This window comes from Streptomyces sp. NPDC087440, assembly GCF_044744005.1.
In the GTDB taxonomy this organism is placed as follows: Bacteria; Actinomycetota; Actinomycetes; order Streptomycetales; family Streptomycetaceae; genus Streptomyces.
The window spans coordinates 37,777-62,002 of record NZ_JBIUXN010000028.1 but is presented as its reverse complement, the minus strand read 5'-3'; the positions used below and the strand labels follow the sequence as shown (position 1 = coordinate 62,002).

Sequence of the window (24,226 nt, the reverse complement as noted above, 5' to 3'; positions counted from 1 at the left end):
AGTACGTACGTGAGCAAGACAGCAACCAAACCTCCGGTGGTGCCCGGGCAACAGCACACCCCGCCTGCGGTGGCGGTGGGGGTGAAGGCGCGGCGTCGCCGTCCTGCGATGGCGGCGCTCGGTGTGGCGCTGGTTGCGGCGGGCGGGCTGGGTGGGTTCCTGGCCTATCAGGAGACCGGGCACCGGACGCCGGTGCTGGCGGTGGCGCGGGCGGTGCAGGCCGGTAACGTCATTAAGGACGGCGACGTGGTGGTCGCGTCGGTGGCGCTGGACCCGGCGCTGAAGCCGGTGAAGGCCGCCGACCGCAAGAGTGTGGTCGGCAAGCGTGCCGCTGCGGCGCTGGTGCCGGGTGCGCTGCTGGCGCAGGGTCAGGTGACCGACCGTGCCCTGGTGCAGGCCGGTGAGCAGTTGGTGGGGATCGGGCTGAAGCCCGCGCAGCTCCCCGCGAGCCGGTTGTCGCCGGGGGATGCGGTGCTGGTGGTCTCGACGCCGTCGGAGGCGGCGCGTGCCGCGCAGGACGCGACCGGCAAGGGGGCGGCAGTACGGTCCCCCAAGACCGTCGCAGCACGGGTGGTACGGGTCGGTGACCGGGCGGCGAACACCGGGGACGTCGTGGTCGATGTCGCGGTGCCCGCCGCCGACGGACCGTCGCTCGCGGCACAGGCCGCGACCGGGAACGTGGCGCTCACCCTGGATGCCGGGAGGGCCGGCTGATGACGGTGATCGCCCTGATGGGCACCCCGGGCTCCCCGGGGGTTACCAGCAGCGCGCTCGCACTGCTGCGGACCTGGCCGCTGGAGGACAACTGGCGGGTGCTGCTGGCCGAGTGCGACCCCGACGGCGGGGCGATCCTGCCGGGGGCGCTCCAGTCCCGGCTGCCCGCCGACCGCGGGCTGCGCCACCTCGCGGTGTCCTCCCGTCTTCAAGGCCAGGACCTGGTGCAGGCGTTCTGGACCCAGCTGATCGCACTCAACTTCGAGGGCGATGCTGCAGGGGCCCGCCGCCGTCTGCTGTTGCCCGGTCTCACCGACCCCGGCCAGGCGTCCAGCCTGGGGGCGGTGTGGGGGCAGCTGGCGGATCTGTTCGCCGGGATCGAGGCGCACCAGCACGATGTGCTGGTCGACCTCGGCCGTACGGGTGCCTTCGGGGCGCCCGGGGTGCTGGCCTTGAAGGCGGACACGGTGCTGGTCGTCGTGCGGAGCACCCTGCGCGGTGTGCACGCCGCGACCTCCCGGGTGGCGGCGCTGCGGCGGCGGATGGAAGGCGAAGACGGGCGCGGTTCCTCGGGGCTGGGCATCCTGCTGATCGCTGAGGGTGCTTACTCGGCCCGGGAGGTCGAGGAGGCGCTCGATGTACCGGTGGTGATGACGCTGCCGTACGCGCCCAAGGATGCAGCTGTGCTGTCGGACGGCGCGGCGGAGGACCGGAAGTTCGCCCGCTGCGAGCTGCTGCGGGCGGCCCGGACGGGTGCAGCTGCGGTGCGGGGCCAGGGCGCGGCGAGGCGGCCGCGGATCACCTCTCCGCTGCATCAGAAGCTGCGGGAGGTGGCCGCCGGTGGACGCTGAACCCCTCTACCCCGAGCCCTACCGGCTGCCCGAGCCCACCCAGGGGAAGGTTCCACCGGCCCGCAACGCGGCAGGCGGGGCGTCCTCTCCTGTTCCGCTGGGCGGTGCGGGGCTGCCGCAGGTCCGCATCGACTACCAGGCCGCCGCCCGGCTCAAGCGGCAGGTGTCCGAACGGCTGCTGGCCGAACACAAGGACAACACGGCGCTCGTGGGGGCAGTCCGGGAGCAGCGCGGGCGTGCCCTGATCAACGAAGCGGTGATGGTGTGGGCCGATGCCGCCGCCCAGCGCCCGGGCGGTATCCGGCCGGGCGAGGAGCAAGCGCTCGCGGGCATGATTTTCGACATGCTCTTCCGGGCGGGGCGGTTGCAGCGGCTCCTGGATGACCCGCGGATCGACAACATCTACATCAACGGACACGACAACGTGACCGTCGATCTCGGCGACGACCAGCTGGTGCGCGTCGAGCCGGTCGCGGACTCCGAGGACGAACTCAAGGAACTCCTGCGGGACTTGGCGCGCACCAGCGGGCAGAGCGAGCGCACCTTGTCGACGGCTAATCCGATGCTGGCGCTGCGGCTGGCCGACGGCTCCCGCCTCCAGGCCCTCGGCGACGAGATCACCGGTGAGCGCACGTTCGTGACGATCCGCCGCCACCGCATCAAGGACGCCACCCTCAATGATCTGATCAGCTACACCACGCTGGACGACACCCTGGCCGCGTTCCTCGCGGCGTGTGTGCGGGCCGAGCGCAACATCATGATCGTCGGCGAGCAAGGGTCCGGAAAGACGTCCCTGCTGCGGGCGCTGCTCCGCGAGATTCCGGCCAATGAGCGGTTCGGGACGTTGGAGACGGAGTTCGAGCTGTGGTCGCACCGCAACGGGTTCCACACGCAGGTGGTGCCGATGGAAGCGCGGGAGTCCAACGGGGAGCGGGTCGACGGGCGGGCCGCCGGTGAGATCACGCTCATGGACCTCATGCACAAAGCCCTGCGCATGTCGCTGACGCGGATCGTGGTCGGGGAGGTGCGCGGGCCGGAGATCACCGCGCTCATGCAGGCTCTGACCAACGGGCGCGGCGGGAACCTGTGCACGATGCACGCCTCCGGGCCGCATGTGGTGTTCGACCGGATCGCCGAGCTCTACCTTCTCGCCCAGGACAACTTTTCCGAGGCGCTCGCCTACCGGCAGATCGCGAACGGGCTGCACTTCATTGTGTTCGTCGCCGTCGACACTGCCGGGGGCGGCAAGCGCCGCTACATCTCCCATGTCTGGGAGATCACCGGCGTCGGCGAGGGCGGACGCCCCGCCTACAACCAGGTCTTCGGCCCGCCCCCGGCCACCGGACAGGGCTGGGAGGTCCCCGAGGCGCGGGCCGTCCCGCGCACCCCGCCGACCCCAGCAACCCTACGCCGGCTCGAAGCGGCCGGATTCGACCCGCAGCTGCTGCACCAGAGCGCGGTCAACCCGTGGCTGGAGGTGGGGGCATGACCGGGATGCTGTGGTGGGCCCTGTGCGGGGCCCTGCTCACCGGCGGCCTGCTCGCCGTCCTCACCGGCATCGTCGGGACGACACAGCCGAAGCAGATCAGCCGGTGTGACAGGTGGCGGGTACGCACAGCCGACGCCACCGGGTCGGGGGCGGTGCCCCTGCGTCTCCTCGTTCCGGCCGCCGGTGTGGTGTTCGTGGTGGTGTGGCTGCTGAGCGGGGTGTTCATGGCCGCAGCTTTGCTGGGCCTGTCGGTGGTGGGCGTGCCGTGGCTGCTGACCCCGGCCGCCTCCACCAAGGCCCGCATCGCTCAGCTCGAAGCGCTCTCCGACTGGGCGCAGCGGCTGGCCGACGTTCTGCATCTGGGGTTCGGGATGGAGCAGGCGCTGGTGACCGGGCGCAAGAACCCGCCCCCTGCCCTGGCGCGGGAGGTCACCGATCTCGCGGACAAGCTCCAGGCCGGGTGGTCGGCGGAGGAGGCGTTGCGGGACTTCGCGGACGCCCTCGACGACATCACCGCAGACAAAGTCTGCGCGTCACTGGCGCTTTCGGCTAGGGATTCGGGGCCGGGGCTGGCGCAGTCGCTGGAGGACCTGGCCGCTTCCGTGCGCGAGGAGGTCGCCTCCCGGCGCAAGATCGAGGCCGACCGTGCCAAGGCCCGCACCGCGGTGCGGTGGATGACCATCATCGCCGTCCTCATCGTCCCGTGCGGGTTCCTCGTCCCCCACTACACCGCCCCCTACGCCACCGCGTTGGGGCAGCTGGTGATGGCGCTGCTGGGCATGGCGTTCGCCGGGGTCCTGCTGTGGATGCGGTCGCTGGCCACCCACCGGCCCGTCGCCCGCTTCCTGATCGCCGACCCCCGCAGCCGCGTCAAACAGGCCGCCGAACCCGAGCCCTCGCCTGTTGCGATGGCTTCCGAGACGGCTGTGCTGGAGGTCCGCTCATGAGTGTCACCGGAATTCTGGTCCTGTGCGGGTGCACCGCCGGTGCGGGGGCGGCCCTGCTGGCCCGGGAAGTGTTCCCGGCGCCGCCGAAGCTCGGGCCTGCACTGCGCCGGTTGAACCCGGCCCCGGTGCGTCCGGGGCAGAGTATGGCCCAGTCGGCGTCCGAGAGCCGGTGGGAGACGTTCGCCGAACGCATCCCGGGCCGGTTTCCCCGCCAGGACCTGGACCTGCTCCAGCGGTCCGCGGAGTGGTTCTTCCTCCAGAAGATCGCGTTCGCGCTCGCCGGGCTGCTGCTGCCTTTGATCGTCATCGGCGGCTGGAGCCTGATGGGCCTGGACGTCGCCCTCTTCCTCCCGTCCCTGTTCGGCGTCGTCGCGGCTGCGGCCCTGTGGTTCGTGCCCGACTGGCAGGTCAACGACCAGGCCAAAAAGGCGCGCATCGAGTTCGCGCACGCGGCGGCCGCGTACCTGGAGCTCGTGGCGCTGCGGATGCGCTCCAACGTCGGCGCCTCCACCGCCCTGGAGGAAGCCGCCGCGATCGGCCGGGGCTGGCCATACAGGCGTCTCCAGGAAGCCTTGGCGCGGGCGCAGGCCGAGAAGGTCTCCCCCTGGCAGGCCGTCGAGGACCTCGGCACCCAACTGCGGCTGCCCGTCCTGGCGGACACCGCCGACATCATGCGCCGCTCCAGCGACGACGGCGCCGCCGTCTACGCCACCCTGCGCGCCCGCGCGGAAAGCATGCGCACCGAACTCCTCACCGACGAGGCCGCCGCCGCCAACGCGGACAGCGAAAAGATGTCCGCCCCCGGTGCGTTGCTGGCGACCGTCGTGATGTTCGCCATCGCCTTCCCCGGTGTCCTCGGCATCTTCAACGCCTGACCCAGGCCCGGGCGGCCCTCTGCGCCACACCATTCCACCGTCCTGTTTCTGCATACCCCTGAAGGAGCCTTCATGTCCCCGTTGCTGCTGAAGACCGCCGTCCGTGCCCAGACCCTGAAGCACGCGATGGACACCCGCCTGGAGAAGCTGCGCGAGCGCGGCGCGCTGAGCGACGACCGGGGCGAGAGCCCCATCCAGACCGTGATCATCGTGCTCGCCGGCCTGACCGGCGCACTCCTCATCGGCGGCGGACTCGCCGCCTTGTACGCCAAGTACAACGGCCAGATGGCCGGGAAGTGACCCATCCCAAGAGGCAGCAGGTCCGGCGGCGGGCGGGAGACCGAGGGGCGTCGGCGATCCAGACCGCGATCATCGTGCCGGTGGTGCTGACCGTGTTCATCACCGCCCTCCAGGCCGCCTTGTGGGGGTACGCCCGCAACCTCGCCCAGAGCGCCGCCCGCGAAGGCGTCACCGCCGGGCGGATGTACGGGGCCGGACCCGGCGCAGGGGCAGCGCAGGCGCGCAGCGTCCTGGCGCGGCGGGCGGGCACCAACCTCACGGGCCATGCGGTCTCCACGGCGGGCAGCGGCCCGGACCTGATCCGGATCACCGTGACCGGGCGCGCCCAGTCGCTGGTCCCGGGCATCCCGGACTGGCCCGTCACCGCCGAGGCCTCTGGTGAGGTCGAGCGGTGGACCGTCCCTCAGTAAGAAGCTGCGTCACATCCCTCAAGGGAGGATCGCCTCATGGTGCATGACGACCGCGCACCGTCGCAGGACATCAAGCTGGCCGCGACACCTGCGTCGCAGGTCAACGTGGGTGAGGACGAGATGGAGGTTGTCCTCACGCGAGCGCGTGCTCTGGAAGAGGCCGACCTCATCGAGTTGCTCATGGAACCACGCCGCACGTACCCCCCGCTCAGCCGGGACAGGGCAGAGCTTCTAGTGCACAGAGCAGCCCGGGCAGCAACAGAGCAGTGACCGTACGAAATGGGAGAGGAGCGCAGGGGGCGTGAGCCGACATGCAGGCCGCAGCGGGGCGCACCGGGTGCGGTGGGCCCGCAAGCGGATGGCCGGGGACCGGGGCAGTGCCCCGATCGAGGCGGTGATCGTGGTCCCGGTGCTGATCGCGTTCGGGCTGCTGTTCGTCGCCGGGGCCCGCCTGGCGATGGCCGCCCAGGCCGTCGACACCGCCTCCGAACACGCCGCCCGCGCCGCCTCGTTGGCCCGCACCGTGGGCGCTGCGCAGGGTGAGGCGCAGCGGGCGGCCGCGCAGTCGCTGGCCGGTGACAGCCAGCCCTGCACCGCCACCACCGTGCAGGCCGACACACAAGGACTGGCTGTGGCGGTCGGGCAGGCCGCCACCGTCACCGTCAGCGTGTCCTGCACCGTCCCCCTCGGCGATCTTTTCCTGTTCGGCGGAGGGCCCGGGGTACGCACCCTCACCAGCGAGTTCACGTCCGTCGTGGACGCCTACCGGCAACGGGAGGGCACATGATCACCTCTTCCTGGCTCTGCGGGTGGGCACGTAGGCGGCAAGTGCTGCGTTCGCGGTATCGGCGGGTCGCCGCACGGTCGGATGAGGGCAGTGTGTCGATCTTCGTGGCGATCGTGACGGTGCCGCTGCTGCTGCTCGGCGGGCTGCTGGTCGTCGACGCCACCGGGAAACTCCGCGCCGACGAACGCGCGGATGCCGTCGCGATGGAGGCCGCCCGTGCGGCCGCCCAGGCCATTGACGGCGCCGCGCTCCTCGGCCAGGGGAAGACGGCCGCCGACCCGGCCACCGCCACCGGTGCCGCACAGGGCTATCTCGCCCGCGCAGGTGTCACCGGGCAGGTCGCTGTCGCCGGGGGCGGCACCCGCATCACGGTGACCGTCGACGACACCTACGCCACGAAGTTCCTGTCCCTGGCCGGGGTCAACTCCCTGGCCGTCAGCGGGCACGGCCAGGCCGCGCTGCTGCACGGGGTGCTCACCCCCCAGGCCCAGAAAGGCCCCTGATGACCCCTACCACTTCCCGAACCCGCCGGCGCGGTACGGCGGCCGTGATGCGGGCGCTGCTGAGCCTGGTCGCCGTGCTCGTCCTGGTCGGCGGGCTGCCGGTGCTGCTGTGGCACGCCACCACAGCAGCCTGGACGCCCGGCATCGACGCGCTGGGGCAGTTGCTGAGCAGTGCTGACACGGTGCCGGTGTTCCTGCTCGCGCTCACCGTTCTCGGGTGGGCGGGATGGGCGGCGTTCACGCTCTCGCTGGTCCTGGAAGTCCCGGCCCAGCTGCGGGGGATGAGGGCGCCCCGGCTTCCCGGCCTCGGTGCGGGGCAGCGGGCGGCTGCCACGCTGGTCGGGGGGATTCTGCTCCTGCTGCCCGCCGGAACCGCACTCGCCTCCCCCGCTCAGGCCACCACGACCGTCTCCGCACCGCACAACGCCACAACTCCGGCCCCCAGCACGCTCAAGAATCCCTCCGCAGAAGCCTCTTCCCCCGCCGGGCAGGAGGCGCCGACATACACGGTGCGCGACGTGCGCCCGGCGGAGAGTCTGTGGTCCATCGCGGAAGACCACTTGGGGGACGGGTCCCGGTATACGGAGATCGCCGATCTCAACGAGGGCCGCACCATGAGCGACGGGCGGATCTTCCGTACGGATGCCCCCATCCAGCCCGGCTGGACGCTCCGCATGCCCGCCCCGCCCAAGACCCCCGCAGTGCCCGCACCTCACCCGCAGGGCACCAGCGGGAAGACGGCCACGTCGTCGTACACGGTCAAGGCGGGAGACACGTTGACCGCGATCGCCGAGGACGAGCTCGACGACGCCGACAAGTACACCGACATCTACACGGCCAACAAGAAGACCCTGGCCGACCCCGACCACATCTACACCGGCCAACACCTCACCCTCCCCACCACGCCCGAGCCCACAGACACCACACCCAACCCCACGCCCGCCCCGGAACGGCCGGTGCCTGCACCCGACCCGTCCCGGGGCAACGAGGGCAGCGAAGAACAGAAGACCCCGGAGAAGACGCCCGAGGCGAAGCCCGCCCCGACCACGCCCGCACCGTCAACAACTCCGGCCTCTCCGGCGCACACCCCGTCTGCGCCCTCTCCGTCCGACCGTGAACCGGAGGCACCCGTGCCGCCCGCCAAGACCACCCCCGCCCCATCCCCTTCCTCTTCCTCTTCCTCGCCTGCCGTTCCGGGACAGAGTCCGAGCGAGACGCCCCCGGCGGCCGCCTCGTCGCTGGACCTTCAGACCGTGGCAGGCACCGGGGCGCTGCTGGCCGGGTCGGTGGTCAGCGCGCTCGCGCTGCGGCGCCTGCTGCAACGCCGGCGGCGCAAGCCCGGCCAGACCACCCCCACCGCCGAGACCGGACACGCGGAACAGTTCCTGGGCGCGGTCGCCGCGCAGGCCAGCCCCCAGCTCCTCGACCACGCGCTGCGGGCCCTCGCGCACCGGGCCCAGGCCGAGGGGCACGATGTGCCGGTACTGCGGGCTGCGTCGGTGACCGCCCGCACCGTCAGCGTCCTGCCGGATGACCTCTCGGCCGCACCGGCCTGGCCGTTCACCAAGAACGGTGAGGAGGACGGGGGATGGTGGCAGCTGCCCGCTTCCCGGGAACTGCCCGAGGAGACGCGAGAGGCTCGCCCGCCGCTGCCCGGACTGGTCACGGTGGGCTCCCGGCCGGACAGCAGCCTGCTCCTGCTGAACCTCCCGGCCGTGCGCCACCTGCTGCTCGACGGCACCCGGGAGAACGTGGAACAGGTCGCGCTCTCGCTCGCGCTGGAGCTCAGTCAGAGCCCGTGGGCCACCACGGCGGAAATCGTCACCGTCGGCTTCGGCAAGGAACTGTGCCAGCTGCTGCCCGCCGGCCAGATCATGTGCGTCGACACCCTCGCCCAGGCCACCCGCGATCTCGCCGAGCGGGCCATCGAGAACCACCTGGACGCGGAAGAGCACGACGGCGAGGAGCCCCTGCCCCAAAGGCCGTGGATCCTGCTGGCTCCCGGCCTGGTGGAGGACGAGGAGGTGTGGGCGCTGGCCGACGCGCTCGACAAGGCCCAGGGCGTGCCCGCCTGCGTCGTGCTTCCGGCGGCGGTTCGCTCGCACTTCCCCGACGCGGACATCCTCAACGCCGGCCTGGATGACAGCACCCTCCAAACCCTGCCCTGCATCGACGACCAGGTCCGCCTCCAGCACATGGACCCCGACGTGTACGCAGAGGTCCTGCACGCCCTCACCGCCGGGCTCCAGCCGCCGCAGGGACCGGAAGAGCCGTGGACGAACGTCCCGCAAGAGCCCGTGCCCCTGACACCACAGGCTCATGCCCGTCGCGCCGCCCAGCACCAGACGCCCCGCCCGGTCTCCCTCCTGGGGCCGGGGCTGGAGGAGGAGTCCCCTTCAGCCCCGGCCAGCTCGGGGGCTTTCCACGCATTGCTGGCCGCCGTCCACACCACCACCACGGCAACCGGGGCGGCCGCAGTACCCGCGCAGGCCTCTCCCACTCCGCCCGCCCCGGCCACCACAGACCCCGCCCCGGCCGGGGAGAAGAACCCGGTGCCGCCGATGCTGCGGGTGCTGGGCGACATCGAGGTGACCGGCATCAGTGACCGCGGGCACGGCCCGAAGCTGGCCCGGCTGACCGCGCTGCTGCACCTGCGCCCGAACCGGGACACCCTGAGCATCCGCGAGGCCATGGACCCGATGAGCCCCTGGAGCGCCGAAACCCTGCACACCCGCTGCTACGACCTGCGCACCCGCCTCGGCCAGGCCCCGGACGACACCCCCTACCTCCCCCGCCGCACGAAGGGCGGCACCTACACCCTGCACCCCGACCTCAGCTGCGACTGGCACGCCTTCCTGCGCCTGGCCCAGCGCGGACTCACCACCAAAACCGTCGAGCCACTCGACGAAGCCCTGGCCCTGGTGCGCGGCCGCCCCTTCGGTACGAACGCCCCGACCTGGGCCATAGGGCTGCGCCAGGACATGATCATCCGCATCATCGACGTCGCCCACACCAGCGCCTACCTCCACACCCACGCCCAGGACTGGGACAACGCCCGCCACGCCATCACCGTCGGGCTGGACGTCGATGAGAGCGCCGAGCTCCTCTACCGCGACCTGCTCCGCCTGGACGACGCCTGCAACAACCGCACCGGGATCCACACCACCGTCGAGACGATCCGGCGGATCAACGAGGAGCTGGACGTCAGCATGGAACCCGAAACCGAACACCTCATCACCCAACTCCTCGCCCCGGACACCGCCACGTCCTCTGCGTAGCGCGCCCAGCGTCCCAGCCCTGTCCGTGGCCATGGTGAGGAATCCCCGGCGGCCGCCCGTGGCCATGGTGAGGAAGAGGGGTGGGCACTCGCGGCCATGGTGAGGGATCCCCGACGGCCCCTCGTGGCCATGGTGAGGAAAGAAGGGGTGGCCATCAGCGGCCACATCGGGTGGCCACCGGCCAGTGACCGCGACCTCACCATGGCGGTCATCGCTGGCCACCGGTACCTCACCACGGCCAGTGGCCACCCATGCCGCCATTCGCGACCTGCCCGCAGCGGGACCCGATACCTCACCACAACACTCCCCGCTTCCTCACCATGGACCGAACTTGGCCTTGAGGGGCATCGGGGCGGCCCCCGTAAGCGGGCTGGACGCCGCCCGTGGTGAGGAACGGCCAAACGGTCATGGTGAGCAATCCCCGGCCACGGATCAACGGTCCCTCACCACGAGCGCGCACCTGTGACCGGACAACGATCACGGACGTTCCACGGCCGCATCCATGCGATCGGCCACCGGCCCGAGCGTGGGGAATGGCCGCGCTCGTGGCCATCGCGCGCCGTGCTCTGACCGCATCTGGCCGCCGGTCACTCACCCTGGCCACCGGCCAGTGGCCACTCGGAGCGCGCTGGCCACGAACACACATGCCCCTTCTGTGCGGACAGAAGGACGTCGCCGGTTTCGGCACGAACGGGCACCATCGGCACGCGGCGGCGGGGCGTGCGGCCGGTGGTCAGTCGGTGCTGCGGGTGCTCACGGTCAGGTGCCCGCCGACGAGCCGGCCGCGGCGGACGGCTTGGTGATAGGCGGTGAAGGGCGGGGTGTCGGCGTAGATCACCGCCCGGTCGAGGCGGCCGACCAGCACGGTCACCGCTCCTTCGTGCCACACGAGGTCCGACCAGGCGGCAGGTGCGGTCATCTGCCCGTCGCGCAGGAGCGGTTGGTGGGGGGTGTGGACGTCCAGGGCGGTGCCGGGGCCGAAGCCCACGTGCCAGCCGGGGCTGTCCGGTGCCTGCCGGCCCAGCCCGGACAGGCGGTGCAACCCCTGCCCCAGGAGCCACTCCACGACCGGGTCGATGTGGGGTGCGGCGGTGAGGTGGATGTCTTCTTCGTAGGCGAGCAGGAGCAGCGGCCGCATCCCGGTGCTGCTGGGGGCGGCGACGGCGCGCGGGATGAGGTCCGTGGTGGCGGCGATGTCGAGGGCGCCGGATGGGTAGGTGCGGATGTGGGAGGTGGCGCAGTGGTGGTGGGCGACGCCGAGGTGGGCGAGGCCGTGGTCGGTGCGCAGGACGGCGACGGCCTTGTCCTGGCGCGCATCTCCCGGGATGCCGCACTCGACGCAGTCGTACCCGGTGATCTGGTCCTGGAAGACCGCCGCTTTCTCCACGCCGATCGCGTCGATGATCTCCGGGCCGATGACCAGGTGGGTGACGGTCACGCAGTTCCTTCCCGTGTCTTCTGGCACTGTGGCCCCGAGCATAGGGGCAAGGCACGGCCGTCCGTCGCGGCAACCGACGTCAAGAGGCAGGTGCAGGCGGGGACTTGAGACGGCGTCGCGCAGGGCCGCCTCGGGCTGTCCAGACGACGGACAACAAGGTGATACGCCGGGTGACGGGGTTGCACACCACGGCCAAGGTGCTCCGCGTTCCGTCGGCCGCGGCCGCTTCGGTGTCGTGCTGGAACGCGGCGGGAGGGTCCTCGCCCGCGGCGGTCTTCGCTCTCCCCTTGGCGGCGCGATCACGAGGCGTAGCGCTGGCCTGTGTATTGCTTGTGCCGCCAAAGAATCATGACCCCACCCCCTTGCACGAACTTTCATGCAAGGGGTACTTTTCATTTGCACGAACTTTCGTGCAGCGGCTGAGGGGGAAACCCGTGCTCAGTACGATCATCGCCATCGCTGGAACACTGCTCGGGGCCATCGTGGCCGGGGTGATCCAGCGTGTGAACACCGCCAGGGCCCACCAGGAGTCGCAGGCCGTCCAGCTGCGGCGCGACAAGCTGACCGCTGTCACCGAATTCGCCGCCGCGCTCGACGCCCACCGCGCCGCGATGTTCAAGCGCGGCGAGGCAGCCCTGGCGGGGGCCGCCGAAGCGCGGGTCGAGGAGCTCGGGGCTCGGGTCCAGGAGACCCGGGCCGGGGTGAGCCGCCCGCTGGTGACCCTGCAGGTCCTCATCTCCGACCCGGCCGTCCGGGGCACCGCCGACGTCCTCGTCGAGGCGACGCTCCGCCTCCGCGAGGCAGAGACCGCCGAGGAACTGACCGCCTTCCGGCTCGGTGCCGCACGTGCCCACGAGCGCTTCGTGGCCGCCGCCGGCGCCTACTTCAAGACCGCCTGACCATCGCTTTCCGCGACCATCTCGAAGGAGACCGATCCGTATGACCGTCAGCTACCGCTCCGGAGACCAGCCCGGCGGCCTGGACATCGTCATCAGCCTCACCCCCGCGCAGGCCAAGGCCCTGGGCACCGACGCCGCCAAACTCTCGGACTGGACCGACACCGCCCTGTGGGCGATCGCCCTCATGCGCTCGCACCAGAAGCCCGACGGCACCCCCTACGTCCCCGGGCTGAACGACTACCGGGAGGCGATCAACGACCTGGCCCTCCACCTCATCCCCGCGCTGGAAGGTGTGCGGGACGCGGCGGTGCGCGCGCACACCGACCTCGGGGCCACCATCCAGGAGCTCGCCAACGCGATGGACGTCTCGCGCTCGACCGCGCAGTCGAGGCGCGAGGTGGTGGCCCGCAAGGTTCCCGACGGCTGGGAGAAGTGGGCCTCCAACCGGGAGCCCCACCCCGAGCCGGACGAGGCCGGGTCCGCCCCGGACGGCGCCAACTGACCCGGATCCCAAGCGGGGCGGCCGTCCACTTGCCGGCGTACGGCCGCCCCTTCCTCCCGCCCGACCCTGAAGTCCTGACAGGAGACCCCCATCATGACCGACACCACCCGCATTCCGACCCGGGCCGTCGTCGAACGCCTCGCCCTCTTCGCCACCCTCCTCGCCGCCTTCGGCGAGGTCCACCCCTTCTGCGACCACTGGGCGCAGGGGTCCACCACCGCGAAGTGCAAGCGCCTGTACGGCGACCACCTCGTCACCGCGGACGGCACCCCCGTCGACCCGGACGGCCTGCGCCCCACCGCCCGCACGATGACCGCCAGCGCGCGCGGCCGCCGTGCCGTCGCCGTGCACGTCGCCTCCTACGGAGCCATCCAGACCGGTACGACCGTCGCCCTCACCCGCGCCTTCGGATACCGCGTCCCGGCGGCCGCGGTCCTGGCCGGCGCGGCCATCAATCTCACGACCCACGCCGCCATCGACCGCGGCGCGTTCTTCCTCTGGCTCGCCGACAAGACCGGGCAGCGCGGCTACATCAACCACTGCCAGGCCGTACGCCTTGGCAAGAACGGCGAACCGAGCTCCGAGCTCAACGGGCCGGGCACGGCGTGGATCGAACTCGACGCCGCTCTCCACCGGATCATCGGCGTCGGCGCCGCAGCAGTGACCACCTGGCTCGCCACCCGCAGCCGCCGCTGCGAGTAAATCTCAGATCGGGGACCGAGCTGTCCCCCTGTACACGTCACCGACACACACCACCGGCCCCGGCAAGCTTCCGCAAGGGATCAGGAAGGCGGAGGTGCCGGGACCCGTCTTCCGCTGCTGCCGATGAGCCGCAGCGGAAGACGGTGGGCCGCAGCGGAAGACGGTGGGCCGCCCGCCGCAACGGGCGGCCCGGTTGGCTGCCGCACGCCCCATGCAGGCAGCCCTTGCTCCGGCCCCGGTCAGATGCGTAACTCGCAGACACCAGTGGCCGGTTCTCCCCCGCCGTACGGGAACCAGCGCACGGTGGGAGAGGGGCGGCCGTCGCCGTTGAGCAGCGGCCGCCGGATTCCTCGCCCGGAACCATGGGGCGGGGAATCCGTGGAGCAGGCCGCCCTCACCTGCCAGGGGGACGGCCCTGTGCGTACCGGCCCCGGCGCCCTGCACAGACGCCGGCTTACTGGCCGGTTCCCGCTGCGGCCCAGGAGGAGGGCTGCAGCGGGGACGCCGCCCGCCGGCCTGATGGAGAGGCCCGGCAGGCCAGACCGCCACCGGCTGCTTCCCCCTGAGTGCGCGACGGGGAGCCGGTCACGGCCACTCCCCGCGCGAACGGGGAGGTGGTGCCCCTCCCCGGGGCAGAGCGTGGTGGTGCACCTCGGGGAGGGAGTTGCGGGCGGGACGCCCTCCCGTCAGCCTCTGCAAACGCGGCCGAGAAGGGGTCCCTCTCTCCGCCCAGGAGCAGGCGCGCCCCTGCGGAAAGGGCTGGTGGGTTACGGGTCTTGCGGCACGGCGGCCGTGTAGGTGCGGATGACGTCGGCCCGGTACCCGTAGTGGAGGCCGCAGGCAGTGTCGTCGTCACCTGGCGGCGGCCGGTCTCCCCACTCGACGCTGTGGCAGGTGTCCGGGCTGTGGGACCAGCGCACGCGCACGTCGGGGAATCCGGGCTGCCCGAGGAGGGCGCGCACGGCGTCCAGGGCGTCGGCGACGGTGGCCACGGACAGGAATCCGCCCTGCCGGGGGCCGCCCGCAGGAACCGCCAGGAGCGGTACGCCGCGCAGGAGGACGGGACGGGCCCGGTTGAGGAGCTGGGGGGCGGCGATCCGGTCGCGATAGTACGCCCAGTCGACGGCCTCGGTCGGGTGCGTCATCTGTCCTCCCCTCGCTGGTGGAGATTGGCGGTCGCGGTCACGGCTCTTCCTCCCACGAGTCCAAATCGGTTTCTTCTCGCGCCTTTTGGCGCTCGGCTCGGCGCACTGGAATGCTCTCCCCGGCCAGGATGAGGAACGATGCCCCGAACGCGAGGCCCAGGGTGACGACCATCTGGGTCGCGCTCACAAGGGGGCTCCCTCGGTAGTCCATGTGCGGGTGCCGGTCACCTGATGCGATGCGGGCAGGCACCCGCGTCTGCACGACGCCCATCCGGGGGGGCTCCCCGGTCCTGAACGGCAACGGACGGAGGCGGCGCGCCTTTCGTACCGGCCCGCCGACGATGGGAGGCTCAGGGGGACGTGCCCGGGTCCGAGTCGTTCGGGTCCGGGTGACGCTGGGCATCGAGGATGTCCAGCAACATCAGCACGCGCCGGGCAAGGCGTTGAGCGTGCGCGAAATCCTGGCGGTGCTGGTGGCGCGCGAGATCCCCCTGGTTTCGGTAGGGCACCCGGCGCCCGTCGTCGAGCGGCCGGGTGTCGTCGATGGCCACACGGTGCTTGTCCACCCACCCGTCCGACACGGGCGAGGCGGCGATCTCCCCGACCATGATCCGGTGGGCGCTCTCCATGTCGGCGAGGTGGCTGTTGATCACCGGCCAGTCCGGCAGGATCCGCGCACCGGACACGAGGGCGGCCCGGACGCGGATCTCTACCAGGTCCGGTGTCCCGTCGACAGCGAGCGAGCTGGGGTCCTTCTCTTCGGTCTTCGTCACGACTCATCCTTCACAGCAGCAAGACTGTTTTCCAGGTAGGAGGATCAGGTCGGCATCCTGATCGGTCCGGGTCTCGGCGTTGTCGAGTTTCAGGATTCCCGTCAACGCCGTGCCGGGTCATCAGGTCCGCGAGCCGGGCGCGGGCGTCACTGCTCATGCGCCCAGCCTCCCCGGAGCAGCGTGCAGAGAGTCTTCCGCTGCCCGTACGGGCAGCAGCGCCCACACGCTCTTGCCGTCCGTGCCGAGCGGCATCCAGCCCCAGTCGGTGCTCAGCGCGTGGACCAGGTGCAGACCGCGTCCGCTCTCCGCGTCTCCGACGCTGCGTACGGGCGCGGGCGGGCAGCTGCTGGTGTCGCGGACCTCCACCAGGAGGAGACCGCTCCCGTGGGTGAGGACCAACTCGGCTGCCTGGCCGAAAGTGTGCTGTACGGCGTTGGTCATCAGCTCGGACACCACGAGCAGGGCCGTGTCGACGGCCCGGGGAATCCTCCATGCGGCCAGCATCCGTGCCGCCGCCTCCCGGGCCCTGCGCACGCTTTCGGGTACGGCAGGAAACGCCATCGCCGCCTGCCCGCGGGCCGCTACCCCAGGGCGCTCCCGGGGTTGTTCCGTGCACTCCGGGCTGCTTGCTCCGCACATCACTTCCGCGACCGTGTCCGGGGGCTGCTCCTCGATGCCGGTGACCGGCCCGTCGTCGCCGCAGGCTTCCCGCAGTGCGGCGTGCAGGACAGCGGCGTCGCTGTGCACACGGCCGGGGCGCGGGGAGTGCAGCCAGTACGGCCCGGGCCCGCTTTCCTTCCCCGCGTCCGGCAGCACGAGGGCGTGGGGTGCGTCCAGGACGGTGGTGTGCGGCAGCTCCCAGCCGGTGGCGGCGCCGGACGGTACGAGGAAGTACAGGTGACGTCGGGCGGAGTCGACGGCGATGCCGCCTTCCTTCCCGCGCAGGTGATGAAGAGCGCGTAAGCCGAGGTAGCGCGGGACCCGTACGGCATCCGAGAGGAGGCCGGAGGGCCCCGGACACGGCGAAGTGCCTGACGGGGAAGGAAAGTTGCTGGTCATAGGGTTTCCCGCTCGTGGGCGTCGTGGGTGCCCCGCACGCTACGGGGCAGGCCGGGACCCAACCCGAGCTGAGAGTCCGGGTTGCCGCACAGTGCGGGTGCTAGAGCAGGCTGAGACGTTCGGCGAGCGCGGTCGCCTTGCGCCGGTAGGCGGGCCGGGACCGCTCCACCAGGGAGAGGACGAGCTCGCGGGCCAGCGGGGAGCGTTCCAGGTCCTCGGGGGCAAGCTCTTCGAGCTCCAGGAGGTGGACCAGGACGGCCGCGTCCTCGCGACGCAGGTCGTAGCAGCGGGCGACTTCGAGAATGAACGTGAACTGCCGCTCCCTCGAAGGGAGCTGGGCGGTATCGACCTGGTCGGCCAGGCGCAGCGCCTCGGTGGCGTCCCCGGCGAGCATCTCCACCGACACCGCGTGGAGCTCCAGGTTGGTGGGCCCGAACACGGTCCACTGCACGTTGCCCTCCCCCACCTGTTCGGCCAGCGGCCGCACCCGGCGGTCGAGGTGTTCGCGGGCTGCCCAGGCCCGCCGTGTGCGGGCCTGCGCGACCACCGCGACCAGCTCCAGCGCCCCCTGGACGGCGAGGGCCTCGGGAGTGCTGAGCGCGTGGTGCAGGTCCTCGGCAGCGGACCGGGCGACATCGGCGGCAGCGTGCTCGTCACCGGCCGTGGAGAGCAGGACGTGCCCCAGGTTCCACTGGGCGGTGGCGATCCGCAGCGGATCGTCAGCGTCCTCCGCCGCGCGCAGCGCCCGGTCGGCGACCATCAGCGACAGGTCCAGGCGTCCGGCCCGCCTGCAGTAGGAGCGCAGCAGCCCGTACAGGTCCGCCGCGGTGCGCAGGGTGTCCCGGCGGGCGGCGGGGTCGGCGCTGCGGCGGTGGGCGCGGACGGCGTCTTCGACATCGCCGATGAGCGCGGGCAGGACGGCCTCGGTCGCGGTGAACCGCGTGGGCGAGGTCTGCCAGGTCCGCCACAGATCGTCCACCCGGGTCCGCAGCCCGACGTGCGGCGCCGTCCCGGAGGGGGCGGCGGGGTACTGGCCGAGCAGGGCCCGTACGACATGGTCGGCGGCGGTGTCCGGCGGCTGCGGCTGCGGGACGGCCGCCTCGTCCAGCAGCACCGCGACGGAGACCTCCAGTTCGGCGGCCAGCCGCAGCAGCACGTCGTACGACGGCTTCTTGAGACCGCGCTCGATCTGCGAGAGGTAGTCCTCGGTGATCCCGCACAGACCGGCCACCACCGCCTGGGTACGGCCACGGCGCTCACGGTGATGCCTCACGCGCGCCCCGAGGGGAGCTGCGGGCAGGTCCATCCCGACCTCCTCCAAAGAGGGTGCCTCCAGCGTATGCACCGCTAGGGAGCGGGCAGGCGGGAATACCCCAACGTGTGACACGGTGGCCCCCGTTGAGGGCGAGAGACGGGGAGGGGCAGTCATATGCAGGTGGTGCTGTGGGACATCGACCACACCCTGATCGCCACGAACGGCGTCGGCGGCGAGATCTTCGGCGAGTGCTTCCAGCAGATCACCGGGCACCCGATGCGCGAGCAGGCCACCGTCGACGGGATGACCGAACCGGTCATCTTCCGTAAGACCGCCACCCTGCACAACCTTCCCAGCACCCGGGCGATGTTCGAGGACTTCGCCGCCTGCTCCGCCGAACGCCACCGGCTGCGCGCCGACGAACTGCGCACCCGCGGCTGCGCGCTGCCCGGCGCGGCGGAAGCGCTCGCGCAGATCGCCGAGGTGGCAGGGGTGGTGCAGACCGTGGTCACCGGCAACATCCGGCCGGTCGCCGAAATCAAACTGGGCGTCTTCGGCCTCGACACCCACATCCGCTTCGCCCTGGGCGGGTACGGCGAGGACGACGACGACCGGGCCGCCCTCGTACGCACCGCGATGACCCGCACCAGCCAAGCCCTGCACACCACAGTCGTACCCGAGGACGTCCTGCTGATCGGCGACACACCCGCCGACGTCGCGGCCGGCCATGCCAACCACGTCCAGGTCCTGGCCGTCGCCTCGGGCCGCACAACCGCCGCCGACCTCGCCGAAGCCGGGGCCCACGCGGTGATCAACGACCTCACCGACCCCCTGCTCCTGGAACTCCTGACCAGGCGGAGGCATCCGTAGACTGCCCGTCCGGCAGCAACTGCCTTCTCCTTGAACGTGGTTGGGCGCGTCGCGCCTCTGCCAGAATGCACGGGTGCACTCCCCGGCCCCCGACCTCTGGCACCGCTACGGTCACGCCCAGGCAGCCACCAACCGGGCCGTCCCGGACGTCTTCTCCTGGACCTGGAGCCCGGGCAGCGGCCCCGGCGCTGAAGTCCTCGGCAGCCTCGCCGGGCTCCTGGCCGGCGACCTCGGAACCGGGCCCGCCCGGAACGCCGCACACCTCGCCGACCGCCACCCGGTGACCCGGGTCGACGCCATCGACGCCTCCCCCGCACAACACGCCCTCGCCACCGTCCTGTTCGCCCACCTGGCCCCCCGACTGCGCCTCGTGCACGCCGACGCCCAGGAACACCTGCGCGCCCATCCCCGCACCTACGACGTGCTCTACAGCGTCTTCGGCGCCCTCGACTTCACCGACCCACGCGCGCTGCTCCCGGCCGTCGCCTCTGCGCTCCGCCCCGGGGGACGGCTCTTCTTCTCCACCCTCGGCCACTACCTCGGCCTCGGAGCCGACCTCCAGGTCCCCGAGCTGTCCGTTGCTGACCCACGGCATCAGGAAGTAGATCCACGCGCCGTCGCCGGCCCCGGCGCAGGCGTCCGCGCCGAGGACTTCGGCCCACAGCTCGATCGCGAAGCCCGAGTTGCACTGGACCGAGCAGTCGTCGTAGCCGATGGGCTTGCCGTCGAAGCCGTAGACGACGGGGTTGCCCGTGGTGATCTCGATGAACTCAGGGCTCACGGAGAAGATGTTCAGCTCGACGTCGAAGCCGCGGAAGCTGGGGCAGCCGCGCCTGAATCCGCAGATGCGGCCGTTGGCTGCCTTGTACTCGACGTCCTCGCCATCGTCCGTGTTGGGGTTCATGCTGAGGCTGGCGAAGCAGTCGAAAACGAACCCGTTGTCCTCAACGCAGACGGGACGGCCGCAGCCGTCGACCCGGGTGACGCGGATGGTGTCGGCGTTCGCGATCAGGGGGCAGGGCATGGCGGGGACCTCCGTACGACTCAGGAGGCCCGGCCCACAACCAGCGGCGTCGCCATCAGCATAGCCGCGCGTGGATACCCCTGTCGGGAAGCGGAATCCACCCATCAATATCGTTCGAGCACCAGCTCAGATGCCTCTACGAGCCTGCCCTCCGGGGCATTAGCCCCGGAGGGCACCCGCACGCGCGGCTACGGAGCAGACGCTTCCGGGGAACCCAGCCCACGGCACGTCCCGCCTGCCGCGCGGAATCCTCTTAGGTGCAAATCTGCCAGTGGTTCGCGTACGTCAAGCAGGCAACCGCCCCTCTGTCTGGGACGTTGCCAGCCGAAATCCCTACCCCAGTCCCGCCGCGGACCCAGCCAGTCTCTTTGATGTCTATTTCCCCGTGCGAGTTCGGGATTGGGGCCTGGACTCGGACCATGTAGTCGACGTTGGCCGGTGTGTAGCCGTTCACCCAGCTGCCGTACGAGTAGGTCTGGTGCTTGGCAACCCACGGACCCTGATACCACTTGTTACCGGTGTAAACGATGGTGCACTCTGCGTCTCCTCCTTTCCACACTTCCGCAGGACAGGTCCCTCGTTTCTCCGCGGTGGCACCGGCGACACCGGTTTCAAATGCACTTGCCTCGCTCACCCCCAACGAGACCGAGGTCAGAACCGCCAGCCCGGCGACAAGCGCCCCAGCAGTACGTCTCAGCATGGCCATCCCCCACTTGCCCTTGGTTTCATGTGTTGATGCAGGGGGCATTGTGGTGCCGGATCTCGCCGCGTCTCTACACCGAGCACGGTTCTGTCTATTTCCCACACACGCTGGCTGGATTACATCGCAAGGCATCGCTCTTGCGCTCCCATGGAAGCTCACAACTACGCATGCGCTTGGCGGCCGTGAGCATCCCGCCCGCGCTCGGTCGCGAAGTCGCGCGTGCACTGGTCGCACGGGAACGTCGTCAGCTCGTCGGGTTCCGGTGCGGCGGTCAGGCCCGCCGGTGTTGCTACGCCCAGCAGCTCCTCCACCTGGCCATTGTCAGAGTCCTCCTGCGGGGAGACGTACAAGTGGCCGTCGACGAGGGAGCCGATCAGGATGTCCTCCGGGGCCTTGGTGAACAGCTCGGCCGGTACGGCGAAGGTGTTGGGGCCCACGGTGTCCAGCTTGGGGTTCTGGGCGACCGCCCAACGGGCGAAGGCCCTGCGCCGCTCGGGGGCGGGCTCAACTTGGATCAGGTCAGTCACAGCAATTCGCCACCTTGATCTGGACCGCGCACACCGTGCAGGTCGTGCCGACGACGTAGGTCCGCTCGACGAGCACGCGCCGGTCGTTCGTGCGGTAGTTGACGGACGCCCCGGCCCTGGTCGGGGATGGTCATCAGGGGGCCGCGCCGGATGACGAGCGGGCCGGTGATGTAGAGCCAGGCGGTACCGGGCTCAGCGTCGGCGCCATTCCTCTCCGGCGAATACGCGGTAGAGAAACTTCCGCTCGACTCCCAGGTTCTTCGCGATGGCAGTGACCTGCCGCCCTTTCTGGAGATGAGGCTGCGCGTCGCGCACGACGTCGCCCAGCTTGGCGAGCGCCACGGCGGACCGGATGTCTGCCGCCGCACGGTGCAGGTGGGCCTGGGCGATCTCGTCTTCGATGTTGCTGCCGGTGTAGACGGGGCTTTGGGCCATCTCATCGAGACGGTCGGCGAGCGCCAGGTGAGCGGCGTTCCAATCGTCATGCTCGCTGTAGTGCGGTTGGCCGGCCTGGATCCAAGCCGCGGTCCAGCAGCTACCGTCGTTGTTGACGGCAACGCCGGCCTGGTTGTGGTCGTTCCACAGGATCCGAGTCGTGGCGGCTTCGAGGATCGCCTCGGCGACGGCGAGGTGGAGTGAGAATCGGCCCTCCGCCATGAGGGGGTGCGCGGTGGCCACGGGCGGCTCGGACCAGGTGATGGCTAGCCAGTCGTCGACGTGGTCGCGCAGCTCGAAGGTGACGCCGTTCCACTTCAGGGATTCCACTACGCGGGTGTCGTCGAGGTCCGTGATCTTGTTCGGGTCCAGCACTTGCGCATCGGCGATGGGCACGGAGGGCTCCTCCAAGTCAGTGTGGGTACTACAGTACCCACAACCTCGTGAAGTGTCTACCTAGGTACCCATTCCGCTGCAAGTGGCAGGTTAAATGATCGGGGTTACTGCGTGATGCCCCCGAAGACGAGCGGCTCGGCGTAGGTGCCGCCGCTGATGCTGTTGCTGGTGTCGCCCGACCACGGGGTCGCTGGAGCTGGGAGTGGTGTTCTGATCGTTCTGCTGGCCTGATTGCTCTGCTGGTTGCTGGTGTTGTCCGGCACGGTGTGCCCCTCAGACTCCGCCGGGTCCAGCACCCGCAAGGCTGGCGGCGGTCACGATCCCCCGCATCGTCCTACCTGCGAACCTTCGCCGCCCCGATCCCGCCGACGGCTCCGCTCGCACCGCAAGCCGCCCAAAAGCTGCCGCTTCGCCCGGTGTCCGACGGCAATTCCGCCATCATCCGGCGCTACCACTTTGTGGTGTCTATTCTGGTGTCATGTCAATCACCACGATGACGCTCCGCGTCCCCGACGACCTGGCCCCCGCCATCAAGCAGGCCGCACGGGCCGCCGGACTGAGCGTGAACGCCTACGTCGTACGCGCCGCCCGCCGCGCCGCAACCCTGGACGCAGCCCAGCAGCTCGCCGACCTCGGTCTCGGCCAGGACCTCGCAGGCGAAGGCGACACCCTGTGACCTCGGAGATCAAACGCGGGGAAATCTGGGCCCTGCCCGACGGGCGCGACGTCCTGGTCGTCTCCCTCACCGGCCTGGACGAGGCGTACGGAGCGGTCCTTGCGATCGTCCTCCACCCGCCCGGCCGCTACCCCGACACCGCCATGTCCGTCGTCATCGACACCCCGCTCCCCTGCACAGCCGTCGCAGTGAACCTGCAACAGCTCCGCACCGCACGCTTCACCGGCGCCACCCGGCACGGCACCATCACCCCCGCCCTGATGTCCCGCGTCGACCAGGCACTCCGCGCCGTCCTCGACCTCTGAACCCCCACCACGCGTGTGCCTCGGACCTGTCGATACCTTCTGCGGATGGTAAGAGGCCACGGCGTACCTACCGTCGACGACGACTCGTGCAAGGTGTGTGACCGGATCATCGGTCTGGATGGTGCGGGATCAAGGAGCAAGGTCTGCGAGGAGTGCTATCCCGCATATCGGCAGTACCGGGCCAAGGGGCTGACCGTGCCTCAGGTCAACGCGATCCTGCGCGTCCAGAACGACCGCTGCCCCATTTGTGACGAGAACCCCGGGGACGACGCGCACTTCGGTCGGTCCTGGTGGCACATCGACCATGACCACGCTTGCCAGCTCTGCACGGCGGGCTGCCGGGCGTGCGTACGCGGCATGCTGTGCGCACCGTGCAACTCCTTCTTGGTCGCCCGGTACGAGAACCTCGACGAGGATCGGCGCACCTGGCCGGTCATGAACGACTACCTGGCCAACCCGCCCGCGCGCAGCGCCGATGCACGCCGCATCCGACCGCTTGAGGACACCGGCTTCATCCGGGCCAGGAACAACGGACCCAGCATCACCTTCAATCTCGTGAGCGAACGTCTCGATCAGTCCAGTGCGAGACCCATCAACCCAGTCGAAAGGAAAGGGCCTTGAGCACCGCTGCTGGGAAGGAGGGCATCGCGAATACCCGGGCGACGTGAACGGTGAGCTGCCCACCCTCTCCCTGACCGTCGACGCCGAAGGGTTTGCCCCGACGCGGCGCCGTCGCCCCCGCCCTGATGTCCCGCGTCGAGCAGGTACTCCGCGCCGTCCTCGACCTCTGATCCTCTACTCGTCTGCAGGACCGGCCCCGGGGCGCAGGTCCCACCACAGGCGCTCCAGTTCCGCGTCATGGAAAAGCCCGACCCAGCCTGAGTCGGGGGCGGCATAGCGGGCCAAGAACTTGTGCAGCAGAACCGGGTCACTCGACAGAGTGGTGTGCAGCACGATATTCGCCGACGGCTCCGCTGATCGGTCCCACCACGGAGGTGCGTCACCGTCGTCGGACATGGGCGTCGGATAGTGCTCCACGGCCCGTACCGGCAGGAACGGGCCGTGCCCGGTGAACTCGGGACCGACGTGGCGCTCGCGCGGTCCCACGCGCAGCGACGTGATGGCAAACAGCTCGCCCACGCTGGGTACGCCCGCCGCCTGGAACCCATGGTCCCGGTAGAGCACGCCGCGCATGTTCCGCGACAACTCGCCTACGTCGCCGACCTTTTCGTAGAACTCAATGCGTACGCCGAGAATCACCATGTGGACGATCGTGGCACGTCATCAGGTCCGTACGGGCTGAGACGAGAAGATCGGCCGACATCCACTGGTGCCCCTGGGCTCCAACCCGAAAGGCGTTCGA

The 24,226-nt window shown here is 70.6% G+C and carries 27 protein-coding genes and 1 pseudogene; 19 read left to right on the top strand and 9 right to left on the bottom strand.

Annotated features, from left to right (window positions below; genetic code table 11):
• Positions 1-9 precede the first annotated feature (9 nt).
• The 11 genes from ACIO3O_RS37860 to ACIO3O_RS37810 all read left to right on the top strand — a co-directional run bounded on the left by ACIO3O_RS37860 (position 10) and on the right by ACIO3O_RS37810 (position 10,154).
• Complete coding sequence (locus ACIO3O_RS37860; protein ID WP_401753869.1) at positions 10-714, top strand: SAF domain-containing protein; 705 nt, start codon at positions 10-12, stop codon at positions 712-714.
• Positions 714-1,565 (top strand): hypothetical protein, encoded by an 852-nt coding sequence (locus tag ACIO3O_RS37855; RefSeq protein WP_401753867.1) that lies wholly within the window; start codon positions 714-716, stop codon positions 1,563-1,565. The genes ACIO3O_RS37860 and ACIO3O_RS37855 overlap by 1 nt, the downstream gene beginning before the upstream one ends.
• Positions 1,555-3,054, top strand: a complete 1,500-nt coding sequence (locus ACIO3O_RS37850; RefSeq protein WP_401753865.1) for a CpaF family protein — start codon at positions 1,555-1,557, stop codon at positions 3,052-3,054. The genes ACIO3O_RS37855 and ACIO3O_RS37850 overlap by 11 nt, the downstream gene beginning before the upstream one ends.
• Positions 3,051-4,001: a type II secretion system F family protein gene (locus tag ACIO3O_RS37845; protein WP_401753863.1), complete on the top strand. Its 951-nt coding sequence runs from the start codon at positions 3,051-3,053 to the stop codon at positions 3,999-4,001. Before ACIO3O_RS37850 ends, ACIO3O_RS37845 begins: the two co-directional genes overlap by 4 nt.
• On the top strand, positions 3,998-4,876 hold the full coding sequence (locus tag ACIO3O_RS37840) for a type II secretion system F family protein (protein ID WP_401753862.1): 879 nt from the start codon (positions 3,998-4,000) through the stop codon (positions 4,874-4,876). The genes ACIO3O_RS37845 and ACIO3O_RS37840 overlap by 4 nt, the downstream gene beginning before the upstream one ends.
• A gap of 72 nt (positions 4,877-4,948) precedes the next feature.
• Positions 4,949-5,176: a hypothetical protein gene (locus ACIO3O_RS37835; protein WP_401753860.1), complete on the top strand. Its 228-nt coding sequence runs from the start codon at positions 4,949-4,951 to the stop codon at positions 5,174-5,176.
• Positions 5,173-5,586, top strand: coding sequence for a TadE family protein (locus tag ACIO3O_RS37830; protein ID WP_401753858.1), 414 nt, complete (start codon positions 5,173-5,175; stop codon positions 5,584-5,586). The genes ACIO3O_RS37835 and ACIO3O_RS37830 overlap by 4 nt, the downstream gene beginning before the upstream one ends.
• A gap of 36 nt (positions 5,587-5,622) precedes the next feature.
• Positions 5,623-5,856, top strand: coding sequence for a hypothetical protein (locus tag ACIO3O_RS37825; protein WP_401753856.1), 234 nt, complete (start codon positions 5,623-5,625; stop codon positions 5,854-5,856).
• A 31-nt stretch (positions 5,857-5,887) separates the two neighbouring features.
• Positions 5,888-6,373, top strand: a complete 486-nt coding sequence (locus ACIO3O_RS37820; protein WP_401753854.1) for a TadE/TadG family type IV pilus assembly protein — start codon at positions 5,888-5,890, stop codon at positions 6,371-6,373.
• Positions 6,374-6,465: 92 nt separating this feature from the next.
• Positions 6,466-6,876 (top strand): hypothetical protein, encoded by a 411-nt coding sequence (locus ACIO3O_RS37815; protein ID WP_401753852.1) that lies wholly within the window; start codon positions 6,466-6,468, stop codon positions 6,874-6,876.
• Positions 6,876-10,154 (top strand): LysM peptidoglycan-binding domain-containing protein, encoded by a 3,279-nt coding sequence (locus ACIO3O_RS37810; RefSeq protein WP_401753850.1) that lies wholly within the window; start codon positions 6,876-6,878, stop codon positions 10,152-10,154. The genes ACIO3O_RS37815 and ACIO3O_RS37810 overlap by 1 nt, the downstream gene beginning before the upstream one ends.
• Before the next feature lie 733 nt (positions 10,155-10,887).
• Here the strand turns inward: ACIO3O_RS37810 and ACIO3O_RS37805 are convergent.
• Positions 10,888-11,592, bottom strand: coding sequence for a hypothetical protein (locus ACIO3O_RS37805; protein ID WP_401753848.1), 705 nt, complete (start codon positions 11,590-11,592; stop codon positions 10,888-10,890).
• Positions 11,593-12,026: 434 nt separating this feature from the next.
• Here ACIO3O_RS37805 and ACIO3O_RS37800 point away from each other — a divergent pair, with 434 nt between their 5' ends.
• The 3 genes from ACIO3O_RS37800 (at position 12,027) to ACIO3O_RS37790 (ending at position 13,695) form a co-directional block, all read left to right on the top strand.
• Positions 12,027-12,491 carry a hypothetical protein gene (locus tag ACIO3O_RS37800; RefSeq protein ID WP_401753846.1) on the top strand — a complete coding sequence of 155 codons (465 nt, stop codon included), beginning with the start codon at positions 12,027-12,029 and terminating at the stop codon, positions 12,489-12,491.
• Between the two features lie 40 nt (positions 12,492-12,531).
• Complete coding sequence (locus ACIO3O_RS37795) at positions 12,532-12,993, top strand: hypothetical protein (RefSeq protein ID WP_401753844.1); 462 nt, start codon at positions 12,532-12,534, stop codon at positions 12,991-12,993.
• A gap of 93 nt (positions 12,994-13,086) precedes the next feature.
• On the top strand, positions 13,087-13,695 hold the full coding sequence (locus ACIO3O_RS37790; protein WP_401753842.1) for a hypothetical protein: 609 nt from the start codon (positions 13,087-13,089) through the stop codon (positions 13,693-13,695).
• 767 nt (positions 13,696-14,462) lie between these two features.
• Here the strand turns inward: ACIO3O_RS37790 and ACIO3O_RS37785 are convergent.
• From ACIO3O_RS37785 to ACIO3O_RS37765, 5 genes are all read right to left on the bottom strand, one after another.
• Positions 14,463-14,840 carry a DUF6302 family protein gene (locus ACIO3O_RS37785; protein ID WP_401753840.1) on the bottom strand — a complete coding sequence of 126 codons (378 nt, stop codon included), beginning with the start codon at positions 14,838-14,840 and terminating at the stop codon, positions 14,463-14,465.
• Between the two features lie 37 nt (positions 14,841-14,877).
• A complete protein-coding gene (locus ACIO3O_RS37780; RefSeq protein ID WP_401753838.1) occupies positions 14,878-15,027 on the bottom strand; it encodes a hypothetical protein in 150 nt (49 codons plus the stop codon).
• A 163-nt stretch (positions 15,028-15,190) separates the two neighbouring features.
• Entirely contained in the window at positions 15,191-15,613 is a 423-nt protein-coding gene (locus tag ACIO3O_RS37775; RefSeq protein WP_401753836.1) for a hypothetical protein, read from the bottom strand.
• Between the two features lie 153 nt (positions 15,614-15,766).
• Positions 15,767-16,672, bottom strand: a complete 906-nt coding sequence (locus ACIO3O_RS37770; RefSeq protein WP_401753834.1) for an ATP-binding protein — start codon at positions 16,670-16,672, stop codon at positions 15,767-15,769.
• A 100-nt stretch (positions 16,673-16,772) separates the two neighbouring features.
• Positions 16,773-17,978: a helix-turn-helix domain-containing protein gene (locus tag ACIO3O_RS37765; protein WP_401753832.1), complete on the bottom strand. Its 1,206-nt coding sequence runs from the start codon at positions 17,976-17,978 to the stop codon at positions 16,773-16,775.
• Between the two features lie 123 nt (positions 17,979-18,101).
• On the opposite strand from ACIO3O_RS37765, the gene ACIO3O_RS37760 reads away from it, so the two are divergent.
• Together ACIO3O_RS37760 and ACIO3O_RS37755 are read left to right on the top strand one after the other, a co-directional pair.
• Positions 18,102-18,797, top strand: coding sequence for an HAD family hydrolase (locus ACIO3O_RS37760; RefSeq protein ID WP_401753830.1), 696 nt, complete (start codon positions 18,102-18,104; stop codon positions 18,795-18,797).
• Positions 18,798-18,870: 73 nt separating this feature from the next.
• Positions 18,871-19,383, top strand: a pseudogene (locus ACIO3O_RS37755) (class I SAM-dependent methyltransferase); the annotation flags it as partial.
• A gap of 1,302 nt (positions 19,384-20,685) precedes the next feature.
• On the opposite strand, the gene ACIO3O_RS37750 reads toward ACIO3O_RS37755, so the two are convergent.
• Positions 20,686-21,051, bottom strand: a complete 366-nt coding sequence (locus ACIO3O_RS37750) for a hypothetical protein (RefSeq protein WP_401753828.1) — start codon at positions 21,049-21,051, stop codon at positions 20,686-20,688.
• Between the two features lie 192 nt (positions 21,052-21,243).
• Complete coding sequence (locus tag ACIO3O_RS37745; RefSeq protein WP_401753826.1) at positions 21,244-21,882, bottom strand: hypothetical protein; 639 nt, start codon at positions 21,880-21,882, stop codon at positions 21,244-21,246.
• A gap of 478 nt (positions 21,883-22,360) precedes the next feature.
• On the opposite strand from ACIO3O_RS37745, the gene ACIO3O_RS37740 reads away from it, so the two are divergent.
• From ACIO3O_RS37740 to ACIO3O_RS37730, 3 genes are read left to right on the top strand one after another with little or no spacing between them, the layout of a single operon-like run.
• Positions 22,361-22,558: a DUF1778 domain-containing protein gene (locus tag ACIO3O_RS37740; protein WP_401753824.1), complete on the top strand. Its 198-nt coding sequence runs from the start codon at positions 22,361-22,363 to the stop codon at positions 22,556-22,558.
• Positions 22,555-22,863 (top strand): hypothetical protein, encoded by a 309-nt coding sequence (locus ACIO3O_RS37735; RefSeq protein WP_401753822.1) that lies wholly within the window; start codon positions 22,555-22,557, stop codon positions 22,861-22,863. The genes ACIO3O_RS37740 and ACIO3O_RS37735 overlap by 4 nt, the downstream gene beginning before the upstream one ends.
• A 45-nt stretch (positions 22,864-22,908) precedes the next feature.
• A complete protein-coding gene (locus tag ACIO3O_RS37730) occupies positions 22,909-23,484 on the top strand; it encodes an endonuclease domain-containing protein (protein WP_401753820.1) in 576 nt (191 codons plus the stop codon).
• Positions 23,485-23,658: 174 nt separating this feature from the next.
• Here ACIO3O_RS37730 and ACIO3O_RS37725 read toward each other — a convergent pair whose 3' ends face one another.
• Entirely contained in the window at positions 23,659-24,126 is a 468-nt protein-coding gene (locus tag ACIO3O_RS37725; RefSeq protein WP_401753818.1) for a hypothetical protein, read from the bottom strand.
• Positions 24,127-24,226: the final 100 nt, after the last annotated feature.